The sequence below is a fragment of the Phocaeicola dorei genome, assembly GCF_013009555.1.
Lineage (GTDB): Bacteria > Bacteroidota > Bacteroidia > Bacteroidales > Bacteroidaceae > Phocaeicola > Phocaeicola dorei.
Map to the genome: position 1 here is coordinate 2930469 of NZ_CP046176.1, position 17278 is coordinate 2947746.

Here is a 17278-nt window from a genome sequence, read left to right on the forward strand (position 1 = left end):
TAAAAAAGCACATTAAAATATTATGTCTATAATAGACAAGTCCCGTAATATGTATCCTGATTCTATTAATATACTCAAATCACTTGAAAGATATATATCTTCCACCTGTAACATTACTAAGCTTACAGCCCACACATTAGTAATGTGTCACCCCACACATTACTAATCTTCCGGCACGCACATTACTAACCTTTCAAACGTCCTGTTCTTTTCCGAAAAGAACAAGGTCTTTAAAAAAAAGAACAAGAGCTTTTAAAAATTTGACCTGTTGTTTTTTCCATAACGGTATCTACATGCCGAAACGCCTTACTTTTCCTTCAAATCTTTCAGCCACTCCGCAAACACCCTGCCTGTCGGCATTCCGGCTGAAGGATATACCTCACGAAATGTTTCAGCCGGAAAATATCCTTCAGAAAAACGATTCCCTAAGAATCGGAGGAAGATCAGTTCGGCTGAAACATTCCAACCCCCAGCTGAAGGATTCCTGAACCCAATCCTTCAGCCGGAATGCCCATGAACAGGGCGTTTGCGAGCAGGCTGAAGCTTTTGAAGGATTTTTCAGGGTATTCCCTATAGAGCATGACGAATGACCATATTCCATTGAAAAAAAGTAAGATATCTTCGTAAACAAAGTAAGATATGTTCCCAAGCAAAGTAACACCACTTACTTGGTCCACGAAGTCCGCATACTTTTCTTTACAACAAAACAGACCTCACAGCCGTCTCATGCCAGTGACGATAATCCCCCATCAGCAAAGAATGCTCCGACCACACTTTCCGGTAAATTCCATCGTGCAAAATGATGTACTCACGGAAATAGCTCTCTGCCTCATCGGCAGGAACGGAAGCCATCACCACATATTCCACACAATCCGGGACACAAAACAAAGTCAGTTCATTTTCAGAAAACAAGCCGCTCAACCTACAGGCGGAACGCTCAAAGGCCGCCCAATACGCACCAATGTCATACAGATGAATGAATTTATCATTATTCTTTTCCCTGGCTAAGATTTCCTTATGCTGATTCTGAATCAGCTGCTGGAGCCGGATGCCTGACGGCATAAATGTGGTTCTACACATTATTATATATAAGATTTATATAATCAGATCGTTTACTTTCCCATTAATCAGGGAATAACAATGTTTAACGTAGCAAATGAAATTATTTCTTCTTCGGCTCTTCTATCACTTCTATTAAGTCCGACGAAATAGTCGCCATGGCCATAGCTATCACCCCTTGCAGACTGATAACCACACGACGGTCTCTAGCACCTTTTACCTTTACAAACACCCCCTCGTAGCCCTCGAAGTCACCACCTGTGATACGGACTTTCGTACCGCGCCGTAAGTTCACCTCGTCGGGACTGAAAAAAATAAGATGCTCGTCATACGTTCCAGCCACAGCGATAAACTGCCTCATCTGATCATCGGGCACAATGATTTTCTGCCCGTTGCGGATATCAATCATATATTGAAAATACGGAAGTTTAAACTTCACCTTCTGAAGTTCGGACTGGACGGCATGAACAAATATCAGATCACTGATAACGGGAACCAGCTCACGCCTCTTGCGCCCGTTCCTTATACGAACTTCGTAACGCATGGGGATGAAATTGTTGATTCCTTCTTTATCCAACAAAGCCTTGATCTGCATCCCCCGGCGATAAGTGGCACGCATGGCAAACCATTGCATTTTTTCACTTGAGAACATAGTCATGGAGCTTTGAATTACAGATATCTATCTGTAATTCAATCAATTACGAGAAGTTTCGTAAAATACAAGAGGAATCGGCCTCTTGTGATTAAGCTGACCGGAGAAAAGCTATTTCAACAAATGGAGGATGGGAATCCGCACAATGTAGATGCAGCCTGTCGGGTCAACCAATGACCTTCCGCAGATTCCCGAACCGGACGGTTCTTATGTGTTAAATCAGAATTGTAATACCTATATATAAAAAAAGCGCGGGAATCTGTACCTGTTACTCGTCCCGCCCTACAAGGCCTTCGCATTGCCCAATCCAGTCTGAACGAGCAACGCAGAAGCCCACGCCGATATGTATAATGACACTTGAATGCACCTTTGACCGGCAAAGGCGCACCAAGGATATAAACATACCCCGCAGACACCTACTGTTGCTTTGTTTTGGCTGGATTTTAGAATTTGCGAAGTTCTGTAGAGCCAAGAACAAAACGTCAAGTAAACGTCTTTTCTATATATGTATATTTCCCACCTCCCTAACTTCCTTGCGGAAGTACCGGCGTGGAAAACGTGGCAAAGATAGCAATTTAATAAATAGGACGAAAATATATTCCGCTATTTTTAGTGATGTCTCTTTAAATGTCAACTGATGTCGGAACTGAAAAACGGAAAGCTGGTGCAATAACAATATGGCATTATTTATCTTCTGGTCATTTTATTCTTCAATCCATTCTACAATTTCTTGTGAAAGCGGACTAGTAGTAGAGCCGATTGAGGCAACCCATCTACCATTTTCATCAATCAGAAACTTATGAAAGTTCCACCCTATCTTAGCATCCGAAACCCCGTTTTCACTTTTATGCGTAAGCCATTGATAAAGGGGAGCTATATCTTTCCCCTTTACAGATATTTTAGCCATCATAGGAAAAGTAACTCCATAATTCAACGTACAAAACTCCTTGATTTCTTCATTCGTGCCGGGTTCCTGATGTAGGAAATTATTGGCAGGAAATCCGATAACGACAAAATCATCTTTTCCATATTTCTCATACAATTCCTCCAACTTGGCGTACTGGGGAGTGAAACCGCATTTAGATGCCACATTGACTACCAATACTTTCTTACCTTTGAACGTGGAAAGTGGCAAGTCCTTCCCGTCAATAGCCTTGACCGTAAAGTCATAAAAACTTTTTTGCTGTGCACCAGCTACCGATGTGATCATGGTTACAATTATGCTTAATATAAATGTCTTCATTTGAAATGCTATTTTATAATAGAACAATTCATGAACTTGAAAAGTTTTCTCTGAAAGAAAAGATTGACGAGAGAAAATTGTTATCTTTGTTCTTCTGAAAAAGAACAGAAGATATTTATGAGCAAACAAGGAACCATCATAGTAGTAGATGATAACAAAGGAGTGCTGTCGGCAGTAAAGCTATTGCTGAAAAATCATTTCGAACATATCGTCACACTGCCCTCACCCATCACACTGCCCGCTGCGCTACGTGAAGAAAACGCGCAAGTAGTGCTGCTGGATATGAATTTCAGCAGCGGACTGAATACCGGGAATGAAGGTCTGTACTGGTTACACGAGATAAAGAAAATACACCCCTCCCTGCCCGTAGTACTTTTCACAGCCTATGCTGACATAGACCTGGCAGTGCGCGGCATCAAGGAAGGAGCAACAGACTTCATCGTCAAGCCTTGGGACAATGCCCGGCTGATAGAAACCTTGCTGTCTGCCTGCCGCAATTCCTCCAAGAACAAGAAGAGAGCGGAAGTCCCTAAAACCGTATCTTCTATGTATTGGGGAGAAAGCAATGCCATGAAGCAACTGCGGACGCTGATAGAGAAAGTGGCGCAAACGGATGCCAATATTCTGATTACAGGAGAGAACGGCACAGGAAAAGAAATGCTGGCACGGGAAATACACGCTTTGTCTGCCCGATACCGACGGGATATGATAACGGTGGATATGGGTGCCATTACCGAATCCCTGTTCGAAAGCGAACTGTTCGGCCATAAAAAAGGCTCGTTTACCGATGCCCATACCGACCGTGCAGGTAAATTCGAAGCCGCCCATGAAGGGACTTTGTTTCTGGACGAAATAGGCAACCTGCCCTATCACCTGCAATCCAAACTACTCACCGCCATTCAAAGCCGAAGCGTGGTGCGAGTAGGAAGCAACGAACCGATACCGGTCAACATACGTTTGATTTGCGCCACCAATTGTGATTTGGAAGAGATGGTGGCCAAAGGCAAATTCCGCGAGGATTTGCTTTACCGCATCAATACCATCCACATCGAGATTCCCCCTCTGCGGGAACGCAAAGAAGATATTATCCCTTTGGCCCAACGCTTTATAGACCGGTTCTGCAAACAATATGACAAAGGAAATATCCTTCTTTCTACCGATGCGCAAGAAAAGTTACGGACATATCCGTGGTATGGAAACATACGCGAATTGGAACATGCCGTAGAGAAAGCGGTCATTATCAATGAAGATGGTATATTGAGTGAGGAACATTTTCATTTCCCCCGAAAAGTAGCGGCTCCTGCGACAGAAACAAGTGTCTCAACTCTGGAGGAGATGGAATTGCAAATGATTCAGAAGGCGATAGAGAAATGCAACGGAAACCTCTCAGCTGTAGCGGCACAGTTGGGAATTACCCGTCAGACGCTTTATAACAAGATGAAAAAATTCGGATTATGACCATTTTCTCATGTCCTTCCTCACTACAACCAAATTTTAAACAGACTCTAAAGAAGCATCAACGAAACAATAAATAATCAAGCTGTGAAACAATTCTTCTTCCGTTTTTTCACTGTACTGTTCCTAGGTATTGCCTGCACCTTACTAATCCAGCAGCGCAATTGGCTGTGGCTATGCATAGCCGTACCTTCATTCCTTGTTTCCATAGGCTGGTTTTACCGCCTGTACACTTTTAATACCCGGAAGATAGCCTTTCTGCTCGACGCCATCGAAAACGACGACCCCGCTGTTCGTTTTTATGAACATGCCTCCCCTGGCGATTCTTCCATGGTCAATGTCATGCTGAACCGCATCGCACGTATTTTGTACAATGTAAAACAGGAAACGGCACAACGAGAGAAATATTATGAGCTCATCATGGACTTTGTAGAAACCGGCATTGTGGTGCTGAACAGCAAAGGCTCCGTTTATCAAAAGAATAAAGAGGCCATGAATCTGTTGGGGCTGGATGTTTTGACTCATGTCAAACAACTCTCCCGCATCTCGGATGAACTGATGATTGCTTTGGAAAAAGCAGTTCCGGGTGACAAGCTGCAAATTCAGTTCAACACAGAACGGGGAACAGTACATCTTGCCTTACGGGTGTCCGGCATCCGTATCAAAGACGAGGAACTCCGCATTATTGCCTTGAGTGATATCAATCGGGAGCTGGATGAACGGGAAATAGATTCATGGATACGCCTCACCCGCGTACTGACTCATGAAATAATGAATTCACTCACTCCGGTGACTTCCCTCAGCGAAACACTACTGGCTCTTCCCGGAGCAGAAAATGAAGAAATGAAACAAGGGCTGGAAACGATTCACTCTACAGGTAAAGGATTGATAAATTTTGTCATGTCTTATCGCAAACTGACACGACTGCCATCACCTGAACCATCGCTGTTCTATGTCCGTCCTTTCCTGGAACGGATGATCCGACTGGCACAGCACCAGCATCCATGCCCCAACATCACTCTTTCCATCCTCGAAGCCCGGGAAGACCTGATAGTCTTTGCCGACGAGAACCTGATAGCCCAAGTGGTTACGAATCTGCTGAAAAATGCGATTCAAGCCATAGGTAATGCTCCCGACGGAAAGATCACCTTGAAAGCTTATTGTGATCCGCAAGAAAGTATCCGTATAGAGATAGCCAACAACGGTCCCGCTATTCCTCCCGATGCAGCCGGACAAATTTTTGTACCTTTCTTCACGACCAAAGAGGAAGGAAGCGGCATCGGACTGAGTCTAAGCAAACAAATCATGAGGCTGAGCGGTGGCACACTGACCCTGCTGCCTTACAAGGAAAAGGGACAGGCCACTGTTTTTGTACTGGTTTTTAATTAAAAATAAAAATGTGCTAATGTGTCAGCCAATTACCATCCGGTACACAGCGCAGCCATTAGCAAATTAGCAAATTATTTAAAATGAAACATTCTCCTGAATTATTAGTTTATAAAGCCTCTGCCGGTTCGGGAAAAACATTCACACTGGCCGTGGAATATATAAAGCTGCTGATACAGAACCCACGGGCATACCGTAATATACTGGCTGTGACTTTTACCAACAAGGCCACTACCGAAATGAAAGAGCGGATTCTGAGCCAGCTATACGGAATATGGATAAAGGATAAGGATTCTGATCCCTATTTACAGAAAATCACAGAAGAACTGGAAATGCCCCCAGAAGACATAAGGACAGCCGCCGGTACGGCACTGCACTACATGATACACGATTACAGCCGCTTCCGGGTGGAAACCATTGACTCATTCTTCCAGTCGGTGATGCGCAATTTGGCACGGGAGCTGGAATTGGGTGCCAATCTGAATATCGAACTGAACAATATGGAGGTACTGAGTGATGCCGTGGACTCCATGATAGAAAAGCTGGACCGACAATCTCCCGTACTCTATTGGCTGTTGGAATACATAGAAGAAAGAATTGCCGATGACAAGAGGTGGAATGTTTCCGGTGAGATAAAGAATTTCGGACGAAACATCTTCGATGAAGGATATATAGAAAAAGGAAATGGGCTACGGGAAAAATTACGGGACAAAGACTGTATCAAGAATTACCGCAAGACGCTGCAAGCCATTTTGGAAGAGGTGCAGGAACAAATGAAAGGATTTGCCGACCAATTCTTCGGAATATTGGATACAAACGGGGTGAAAGTAGAAGATTTGAAAAACGGTTCCCGAGGTATAGCCGGCTATTTTAATAAACTACAATCGGGCAAACTGGATGACAGCGTCCGCAATGTAACAGTGGAAAAATGTCTGGACTGCCCCGACGAATGGGTGAAAAAAACCTCCCCCATACGCAACGCTATCCTAGGTCTGGCAGAAAAAGAACTGATTCCCCTGCTGAATGAATCGGAAAAATATAGAAGCCGGAACAATATGCTGGCCAATTCCTGCCAACTCTCCCTGCGCCACGTAAACAATATCCGTCTGCTGGCCAATATAGACGAAGAGGTACGCGAATTGAACCATGAGAACAATCGCTTCCTGCTGTCGGATACCAACGCGTTGCTTCATAACCTGGTAAAAGAAGGAGATTCCTCGTTTGTATTCGAAAAGATAGGAACAACCATACGCAACGTAATGATTGATGAATTTCAGGATACTTCGCGTATGCAATGGGACAATTTCCGTCTGTTGCTGCTCGAAGGTTTGTCTCAGGGAGCAGACAGCTTGATTGTAGGAGACGTGAAACAATCCATCTACCGCTGGAGAAACGGTGACTGGGGCATACTGAACGGACTGAAAACAAACATCGAAGCCTTTCCCGTCAAAGTAAAGACACTGACCACCAACCGCCGGAGCGCTGCAAACATCATTCACTTCAACAACGAAGTGTTTACAGCCGCCTGCGAGGTGTTGAACAACATTTATAAGGAAGAACAAAAAAAGGAATGCAAGGAACTGAAGGAAGCCTACAACGACGTGTGTCAGGAAACATACAAAGATCCCGGAAAAGGGTATGTCAAAGTGGAATTTCTATCGGATACGGAAGACATGACCTATATGGAAAACACCCTGTACCACCTAGGAGAAGAAGTGGAGCTGCTTGTGGCGCAGGGCGTGCAACTGAAAGATATTGCCATCCTGGTGCGCAAGAACAGAAGCATTCCTTTAATAGCCGATTACTTCGACAAGAACACCTCTTACAAAATCGTATCCGATGAGGCATTCCGACTGGATGCCTCACTGGCGGTATGTATGATAATGGATAGCCTGCGCTACTTGTCACAACCCGGAAACCGGATTGCCAAAGCGCAACTGGCTGCTGCTTATCAGAATGAAGTATTACATAAAGGAATAGATCTCAACACTCTATTGCTGAACGAAATAGATGATTATCTGCCATTCGATTTCATAAAAGAAGCGGAACAGCTTCGCCTCATGCCACTGTATGAACTGATGGAAAAACTTTTCAATCTGTTTCAGATGTCCTGCATCAAACAACAGGATGCCTATCTGTGCGCCTTCTTTGATGCCGTGACGGAATATTTGCAAAGCAATTCTTCCGAATTATCCGCTTTTATCACCTACTGGGAAGAAAAACTAGGCAGCAAGACCATCCCTTCCGGCGAGGTGGAAGGAATTCGCATTCTCTCCATCCACAAGTCCAAAGGCTTGGAATACCATACCGTACTGCTACCCTTCTGCGACTGGAAAATGGAGAATGAGACTTACAACCATCTGGTATGGTGTGCTCCCCGGCAAGCTCCGTTTAGCGATCTTGACATTGTTCCCATCAACTATTCCACAGCCATGCAGCAATCCATTTATCGGGAAGAGTTCCTGAATGAACGCTTGCAATTATGGGTGGATAATCTGAACCTGCTTTATGTGGCATTTACCCGTGCCAAAAAGAACTTGATTATATATGGAAAGGCGGAACAGAAAGGAACGGTATCCGAATTGTTAGGAAATGCCTTATCCGACATGACCGGAAAGAGCTATGCCACCGGAGAAGAAATATACGAACTGGGAACGCTCTATCTCTCATCTCACGAAGAGGAAAAACAAGTGTCCGGCAACAAGCTGCTGACTGTAGCCCGACGTTTGCCTATCCATCTGGAAACGCTGGAAACCAACATCGAATTCAAACAGTCCAACCGTTCTGCCGAATTTATCCGGGGAGAAGAGGAAACGGAAGACAAATACATCCGGCAAGGACAGTTGTTGCATAATCTATTCTCCGTAATCCGTACCACGGACGATGTGCCTCCCGCCATAGAACGCCTGCGTTTCGAAGGAATCATAGAGTCGGCACAACAAGAGGAACAAATACGAAAACTCACCGAATGGGCTTTGAGGCATCCGCTGGTCAAAGAATGGTATTCGGGCCGCTGGGAACTATACAATGAGTGTGCCATTATTTATCGGGAAAAAGGAGTCCTGCAAACCCGCCGTCCGGACCGCGTGATGATGAAAGACGGAGAGGTGATTGTGGTGGACTTTAAATTCGGTAAAAAGCGGAAGGCTTACAACAAGCAGGTGAAAGAATATATGGATTTATTATCAGACATGGGATATGAGCATATCCGTGGCTATTTATGGTATGTATTTAACAACGAACTGGAGGAAATAGAATAATGGAAAGCTTTTTGAAACTGGTAGCAGCCGATTTATATAAACATACGGAAGGAAACCTGGCACATACAGCCGTGGTTTTTCCTAACAAACGTGCCGGACTTTTCTTTAATGAGTATCTCGCCCAAGAGTCGGACTCACCTATTTGGTCGCCCGCATACGTCAGCATCAGCGAATTGTTCCGTAGTCTTTCTCCATGGGAAGTGGGTGATCCGGTAAAACTGGTATGCGAACTTTATAAGATATTCCGACGGGAAACTCAAAGTACGGAAACACTGGATGATTTCTATTTTTGGGGAGAAATGCTGATCAGTGATTTTGACGATGCCGACAAAAATAGAGTGGATACCGACAAACTGTTTTCCAATTTACAGGATCTGCGCAACATAATGGACGACTACACCTTCATTGATGATGAGCAGGAAGAAGCTATCCGGCAGTTCTTCCAGAACTTCTCCATCGAACGGAGAACAGCGCTGAAAGAACGGTTTATCTCTTTATGGAACGTATTGGGGAACATCTACAAAGGGTTCCGTGAATCCTTAGCTTCTCAAAACATTGCCTACGAAGGAATGATGTACCGTCACGTCATAGAGCATCTGGATGTGGACAAACTTCCATACGAGAAATATATTTTTGTAGGATTTAATGTGCTGAACAAAGTGGAACATACGTTGTTCACCCAATTGAAAGATGCCGGAAAAGCTGTTTTTTATTGGGATTACGACGAATTTTATATGAAGGAAAACAGACAAGCCGTCACCCATGAAGCCGGAGAGTTTATCCGCCGGAACTTACGCGACTTTCCTTCTCCTTTGTCCGGTGAGTTATTCAAAAATCTCTCGAAACCTAAAGAGGTACACTACATCGCATCTTCCACTGAAAATGCACAAGCCCGTTACCTGCCTCAATGGATACGAAACAATCTGACTACACCGGAAAAGGAAACCGCAGTCGTATTGTGTAACGAAGCATTGCTTCAACCGGTCCTCCATTCATTGCCGGCAGAAGTAAAACATGTCAATATCACCATGGGATTTCCGTTATCGCAAACTCCTGTATATAGTTTCCTCATCGCCTTACTGGAGTTGCATACCCACGGATTTAATTTCAAAAGCGGCCGCTACACGTTTCAATCAGTTGTTACACTGTTAAAACACCCCTATACCCGCCAACTCACCGGTCAAGCCGAATTGTTGGAGAAAGAACTGACCCGAAACAACCGTTTCTATCCGTTACCCGGCGAATTGGGCAAAGATGAATTCCTTACCCAGCTTTTCACTCCGCTTTCCGGAAACCTGAATCTGTGCATACGCCTGTCCGAAACTTTGCAGCAAGTGGCAAGCATTTACCAGGCAAACACTTCCGGTACCGAGGACACAGATGCATTCAACCAACTTTATCGGGAATCGCTTTTCAAAGCCTATACCACCATCAACCGGTTCCGCACACTGATAGAAGAAGATGAATTAACCGTACAAAGCGAAACATTCCGGCGATTGCTGGTCAAGGTCTTATCAACGACTAATATTCCATTCCACGGCGAACCGGCCATTGGTATGCAGGTCATGGGGGTATTGGAAACACGTAACCTGGATTTCCGCCACTTGGTATTACTATCGGTCAATGAAGGGCAGCTTCCCAAATCGGGAGGAGACTCTTCCTTTATTCCTTACAACCTGCGCAAAGCTTTCGGAATGACTACTATAGAGCATAAAATTGCCGTATATGCATACTATTTCTATCGTCTGCTGCAACGGGCAGAAAGGATTACCTTAATTTACAATACCAGTTCGGACGGACTGAACCGCGGCGAATGGAGCCGTTTCATGCTGCAATTCCTTATTGAATGGCCTCACCCCATCACACGTCAGTTTCTGGAGGCCGGACAGTCCCCTCAAGGCACCTCGTCTATCACTGTAGAAAAGACCCCGGATGTCATGCGCCGGATGCAAAGCCTGTTTGATGTCCGTGCCAATCCCAAAGCAAAATTTTCTCCATCAGCCTTGAATTATTATCTGGATTGTCCTTTAAAATTTTATTATAGGTATGTAGCCGGCCTCTCCGCCCCCGATGAAGTGAGTGCAGAAATAGATTCCGCCACATTCGGAAGTATTTTCCATTACGCAGCCGAACATATTTATAAAGACCTGACCACTCATGGCAAAGTCATTAATAAGGAAGCATTGGAAACGTTGCTACGCAATGAAGTGAAGCTGCAAGATTATGTGGATACAGCATTCAAGAAATTATTCTTTAATGTTCCGCAAAACGAGAAACCGGAATATAACGGCGTACAACTTATCAACTCTGCCGTTATTGCAAGATATTTAAAACAACTTTTACAAAATGATTTACGTTACGCTCCCTTCACTTTTATTGCATCGGAAATGGAAGTGGATGAACCCATCGACATACAAACACCCAAAGGAGTCATAAAATCACGTATCGGAGGAATTATTGACCGTATGGACAGCAAGGATGGCACACTTCGTATTGTGGACTACAAGACAGGTGGCGATGCAGACACCCCACCCCATGTGGAATCTCTGTTTATTCCAGACAAGAAACGTTCCAACTATGTATTCCAAACGTTCCTGTATGCCGCCATCATGTGCCGCAAGCAACCAACGATGAAGATAGCTCCGGCCCTTCTCTATATTCATCGGGCCGCTACAGAAACCTATTCTCCCGTTATACAAATGGGCGAGTCACGAAAGCCCAAAGAGGCTGTGGAAGATTTCAGTAAATATGAAAAAGAATACCGTGAACGACTTCAAGGATTATTAGAAGAAATATTTAATCCGGAAAAATCATTTACCCAAACAGAAATCATAGAAAAATGTACCTATTGTGATTTCAAGGCACTATGTAAAAGATAGACTATAGTGATTAGTGGTTAATACCTGCGGCATGACAGCGCAGTCCACTAATCACTAACCACTGATCTGCCACACTATTCCAACGCTCTCTGCCTGCAAAAACATCCACAGAATTTATCTTCCACATTCTCTATCGGTGCTTCGAAAATACCATAGACGGAAGACCCAGAGCCACTCATGGCAGCATACACTGCCCCCAAATCATACAATTCATCTTTTATAGCAGCAATCTCAGGGAACTTTTTGAAGACACTATCTTCAAAATCATTCTTCATACTGCTTTTCCATGTTTCTATAGGTTGCTTTACAATTTCTTTCAAAGAAACAGCCGGACGCACAGGCTTTATTTCGGCAAACGCATCCCGGGTGGACACAAAGATATCAGGTTTAATCAAAATTATGTGGTATCCCTTTAATGACAATTCCACAGGCTCGAACAGATTCCCTATTCCGGTAGCGAAAACAGGTTTGTTCCGAATGAAAAAAGCACAGTCTGCCCCTAGTTTTGCAGCATATTCCTCCATCCGTTCCGTACTGAGTCCCAATGAAAATTTATCATTCAGAAGCTTTATCATACAAGCGGCATCTGATGATCCGCCACCTAGTCCGGCACCCGCCGGTATATGCTTGTACATGTGTATATCTACCGGCAACAGTCCGGGATAGTCTTTTTTTAATAACTTATAGGCTTTTACTACCAGATTATCTTCGGGTTCACCCTCCAAAGGAGATCCGCTTATGTGTAAAGTGTATTCTTTGTCATTGTTTTCCCGCCGCGTCACTTCCAGAGCGTCTTGCAGGTTTATCGGATAAAATATGGTTTCCAGATTGTGGTATCCATCCGGGCGCTTTTCTACAATATTAAGTCCCAAATTAATCTTTGCATTAGGAAATGTAATCATATTCTGTTCTTTAAATAGTTATTTTTAGTGTGTTTCGTTAGATTGTTGCCCGTTCTACAAAGATGCACGCCATCTTTTATCCGGACAGAGCGCCAAATATAGAACAAACTTTTCATTTTACCATATAAAAAAACCATTTACTGTCCAGATTGTTCATTTCTCCGTAGATTCAGGTTCATATTTCTTTTATTATTTTTGGGAATGGACGAGTGTCCAACTCAGCAAAAAGTTCTATCTTTGCCCTACTTTAAACAGACGACAATGGCAGAAACGAGAAAAATGACACGTACTCCCAAAACTTCGAAAGCAAAGCCTGTTGACGAATACGGACATTTACAGCCCCAGGCACCTGAGCTGGAGGAAGCTGTATTGGGAGCCTTAATGATAGAAAAAGATGCTTACTCATTAGTAAGTGAGATTCTTCGTCCCGAATCTTTTTATGAACGCCGTCACCAACTTATTTATTCGGCTATTACCTCTTTGGCTTTACGCCAGCAACCAGTCGATATCTTGACTGTGGCCGAACAATTACGCAGCACCGGTGAACTGGAAGATGCAGGCGGTCCTTTTTACATAACACAGCTAAGCGGCAAGGTAGCCTCTTCCGCACACATAGAATATCACGCACGTATCATCGCGCAGAAGTTTCTTGCACGCGAACTGATTACCTTTACCAGCAACATCCAGACAAAGGCTTTCGACGAAACCCAAGACGTGGACGACCTGATGCAGGAAGCGGAAGGAAAACTGTTCGAAATCTCGCAACAGAACATGAAGAAGGATTATACGCAAATCAACCCTGTCATTCAGGAAGCGTATGAGATGCTTCAAAAAGCAGCGGCACGAACGGACGGGCTGAGTGGTCTGGAAAGCGGTTTCCATGCATTGGACAAAATGACCTCGGGCTGGCAAAATTCCGACCTGGTGATTATTGCCGCCCGCCCCGCTATGGGTAAAACGGCTTTTGTGCTTTCCATGGCAAAGAACATGGCGGTAAATGCGAAAATCCCTGTGGCTTTGTTCTCTCTTGAAATGTCCAACGTACAGTTGGTCAACCGTATGATTGTCAACGTGTGCGAAATTCCGGGTGAGAAAATCAAGAGTGGCCAGTTGGCTCCGTATGAATGGGGACAATTGGATTATAAAATAAAAGAATTATACGATGCTCCGATGTATGTGGATGACACACCATCCTTGTCCGTCTTTGAATTACGCACCAAAGCACGACGGCTTGTACGCGAGCATGGAGTAAAAATCATTATCATTGACTACCTTCAGTTAATGAATGCCAGCGGAATGTCATTCGGTAGCCGTCAGGAAGAGGTCAGTACCATTTCACGTTCACTGAAGGGGTTAGCCAAAGAACTGAACATCCCCATCATCGCACTGAGCCAGCTGAACCGTGGTGTGGAAAGTCGTGAGGGTATTGACGGAAAACGTCCCCAGCTCAGTGACCTCCGTGAATCCGGAGCTATTGAGCAGGATGCCGATATGGTATGCTTTATCCACCGCCCGGAATACTATAAAATTTACTCGGATGAAAAAGGGAACGACCTGCACGGTATGGCAGAAATCATTATCGCCAAGCACCGTAACGGTGCCGTAGGTGATGTACTGCTGCGTTTCCGTGGCGAATTCGCCCGCTTCCAGAATCCGGACGATGATGTTATCGTGCCTATGCCGGGTGAGGCACCGGGTATTATCCGTTCCAAAATGAACGGTGGCGGCAACAGTGTACCTCCCCCATCTCCTGATGCCGCACCTGCCGACAATAATCCGTTCGGAGCCCCTATTTCCGAAGGACCTTTACCGTTCTGACATTTATTTATCCCTCACAGAATTAACACGGATTATTTCCCTCAAAGAAAAATCTGTGTTAATCTGAGTAATCTGTGATGGATAAATAACAGGATAAAAGAAAATAATTACTAAATTTGCAGGTCATTTTGAAATACATAAAAAATATCATATATGAATATCTCTTATAATTGGCTGAAAGAATACGTCAACTTCGATTTGACACCGGATGAAGTGGCCGAAGCGCTGACTTCCATCGGTTTGGAAACCGGAGGCGTAGAAGAAGTCCAAACAATTAAAGGTGGTCTGGAAGGTATTGTCATCGGCGAAGTGCTGACTTGCGAACCTCATCCCAATTCAGACCACATGCATGTTACTACTGTGAATTTGGGACAAGGCGAACCGGTACAGATTGTCTGTGGAGCCGCTAACGTAGCTGCCGGACAGAAAGTGGTGGTTGCCACATTGGGCACCAAGCTATACGATGGCGAAGAATGTTTTACCATCAAGAAATCAAAGCTCCGCGGAATTGAATCTATGGGTATGATCTGTGCCGAAGACGAAATCGGTATCGGAAACAGCCACGAAGGTATCATCGTACTGCCGGCGGATGCTGTTCCGGGTACTCCCGCTAAAGATTATTTCAATATCAAAAGCGAATACGTACTGGAAGTGGATATCACCCCGAACCGTGCGGACGCCTGCTCACATTACGGCGTGGCCCGAGATCTGTATGCCTACCTGATTCAAAACGGCAAACAAGCCACTTTAAAACGTCCGTCTGTAGAAGCGTTTAAAGTGGATAACCATGATATGGACATCGCCATTGAAGTAGAGAATACGGAAGCATGTCCGCGTTATGCCGGAGTTTCCATAAAAGGGGTAACTGTAAAAGAGAGTCCCGAATGGCTGCAAAACAAATTACGCCTGATTGGAGTACGTCCTATCAATAATATCGTGGATATCACCAACTACATCCTTCACGCATACGGCCAGCCCCTGCACTGTTTTGATGCAGATAAGATTAAAGGTGGTAAGATTGTAGTGAAGACTGTTGCCGAAGGTACTACATTCGTTACTTTGGACGAAGTGGAACGCAAATTATCCGACAAGGACCTGATGATATGCAACACAGAAGAACCGATGTGCATTGCCGGCGTATTCGGTGGTCTGGATTCGGGAACAACCGAGCAGACAGTAGATGTATTTTTGGAAAGCGCTTATTTCAACCCGACTTGGGTACGTAAAACAGCCCGTCGCCATGGATTGAGTACAGACTCTTCTTTCCGTTTCGAACGTGGTATTGACCCCAACGGAACTATTTATGCATTGAAAGAAGCGGCTTTACTGGTTCAAGAACTTGCAGGAGGTACTATTTCTTCTGAAATTAAAGACAACTACCCTGCCCCGATAGCCGATTTTACAGTAGAGCTGAATTATGAGAAAGTCCACTCACTGATAGGAAAAACCATACCAGTGGAAACCATAAAGAGCATTGTCACCAGTCTTGAAATGAAGATTGTGAACGAAACACCCGGAGGCTTGACTTTACAAGTTCCCCCCTATCGTGTGGATGTGCAACGTGATTGCGATGTAGTAGAAGACATTCTCCGTATCTACGGATATAATAATGTGGAGATTCCTACTACCTTGAAATCCAGCCTGACCACCAAAGGTGAAGTGGATTACTCCCAGAAATTACAAAATCTGATTTCAGAGCAACTGGTAGGTTGTGGTTTCAATGAAATACTGAACAATTCACTGACCGCCGCTTCCTATTACGAAGGATTGGAAACATACAAGAACGAAAATTTGGTTTACTTGATGAACCCATTGAGTAACGATTTGAACGTGATGCGTCAAACTTTATTATTCGGTGGTTTGGAAAGCATCCAGCACAATGCCAATCGCAAGAACGCCGATTTGAAATTCTTTGAATTCGGTAACTGCTATTTTTATAACGCAGAAAAGAAAAACCCGGAAAAAGTGCTTGCGGCTTATGCTGAAGAATATCATTTAGGATTGTGGGTAACCGGCAAACGCGTCAGCAATTCATGGGCCCATCCCGATGAAAACAGCAGTGTTTACGAATTAAAAGCATACGTGCTGAACATCTTTACCCGTTTGGGATTGAATTTCGGCAACGTGGTATTCGGTAACCTGACCAACGATATCTATTCAACAGCCATCAGCGTACACACACGTGGCGGCAAGTTATTGGCCACCTTCGGCATCATCAGCAAGAAGATTCAAAAAGCATTCGATATAGACAATGAGGTATATTATGCAGAAATCAACTGGAAAGAACTGATGAAAGCCATCAAGTCGGCTAAAGTCAACTTTAAAGAACTTTCCAAGTTCCCGGCTGTGAAACGTGACTTGGCTTTGTTGATTGACAAGAACATACAGTTTGCAGAAATCGAAAAAATAGCCTATGAGACTGAAAAGAAACTGCTGAAAGAAGTAGAATTGTTTGATGTTTATGAAGGCAAGAATCTGGAACCGGATAAAAAAAGTTATGCAGTGAGCTTCTTGTTACAGGATGAAAGCGCAACACTGAACGACAAACAGATTGACAAGATCATGTCCAAACTGATTGCTAACCTAGAAAACAAACTAGGTGCAAAACTAAGATAATAATAAAA

The 17278-nt window shown here is 44.2% G+C and carries 10 protein-coding genes; 6 read left to right on the forward strand and 4 right to left on the reverse strand.

All coding sequences use genetic code 11. The features are described from left to right. Positions 1-696: 696 nt before the first annotated feature. From GKD17_RS12300 to GKD17_RS12310, 3 genes are all read right to left on the reverse strand, one after another. Complete coding sequence (locus tag GKD17_RS12300) at positions 697-1080, reverse strand: hypothetical protein (protein ID WP_008654669.1); 384 nt, start codon at positions 1078-1080, stop codon at positions 697-699. A gap of 82 nt (positions 1081-1162) precedes the next feature. After that, positions 1163-1711: a UpxY family transcription antiterminator gene (locus GKD17_RS12305; protein WP_032936303.1), complete on the reverse strand. Its 549-nt coding sequence runs from the start codon at positions 1709-1711 to the stop codon at positions 1163-1165. 703 nt (positions 1712-2414) lie between these two features. Then, entirely contained in the window at positions 2415-2954 is a 540-nt protein-coding gene (locus tag GKD17_RS12310) for a glutathione peroxidase (RefSeq protein ID WP_007843221.1), read from the reverse strand. 117 nt (positions 2955-3071) lie between these two features. Here GKD17_RS12310 and GKD17_RS12315 point away from each other — a divergent pair, with 117 nt between their 5' ends. The 4 genes from GKD17_RS12315 (at position 3072) to GKD17_RS12330 (ending at position 11934) form a co-directional block, all read left to right on the forward strand. After that, complete coding sequence (locus GKD17_RS12315) at positions 3072-4412, forward strand: sigma-54-dependent transcriptional regulator (RefSeq protein ID WP_007835133.1); 1341 nt, start codon at positions 3072-3074, stop codon at positions 4410-4412. A gap of 84 nt (positions 4413-4496) precedes the next feature. After that, on the forward strand, positions 4497-5798 hold the full coding sequence (locus GKD17_RS12320; RefSeq protein ID WP_007835131.1) for a sensor histidine kinase: 1302 nt from the start codon (positions 4497-4499) through the stop codon (positions 5796-5798). 80 nt (positions 5799-5878) lie between these two features. After that, complete coding sequence (locus GKD17_RS12325) at positions 5879-9055, forward strand: UvrD-helicase domain-containing protein (RefSeq protein WP_007835129.1); 3177 nt, start codon at positions 5879-5881, stop codon at positions 9053-9055. Next, positions 9055-11934, forward strand: a complete 2880-nt coding sequence (locus tag GKD17_RS12330; protein ID WP_007835128.1) for a PD-(D/E)XK nuclease family protein — start codon at positions 9055-9057, stop codon at positions 11932-11934. The genes GKD17_RS12325 and GKD17_RS12330 overlap by 1 nt, the downstream gene beginning before the upstream one ends. Before the next feature lie 74 nt (positions 11935-12008). On the opposite strand, the gene ispE is transcribed toward GKD17_RS12330, so the two are convergent. Continuing rightward, a complete protein-coding gene (gene ispE, locus GKD17_RS12335; RefSeq protein ID WP_007835127.1) occupies positions 12009-12836 on the reverse strand; it encodes a 4-(cytidine 5'-diphospho)-2-C-methyl-D-erythritol kinase in 828 nt (275 codons plus the stop codon). Between the two features lie 261 nt (positions 12837-13097). Between ispE and dnaB the strand changes: the two genes are divergently transcribed. Continuing rightward, positions 13098-14654, forward strand: a complete 1557-nt coding sequence (dnaB, locus tag GKD17_RS12340; protein WP_032936175.1) for a replicative DNA helicase — start codon at positions 13098-13100, stop codon at positions 14652-14654. A gap of 153 nt (positions 14655-14807) precedes the next feature. After that, entirely contained in the window at positions 14808-17270 is a 2463-nt protein-coding gene (pheT, locus tag GKD17_RS12345) for a phenylalanine--tRNA ligase subunit beta (RefSeq protein ID WP_007835125.1), read from the forward strand. Positions 17271-17278 lie beyond the last annotated feature (8 nt).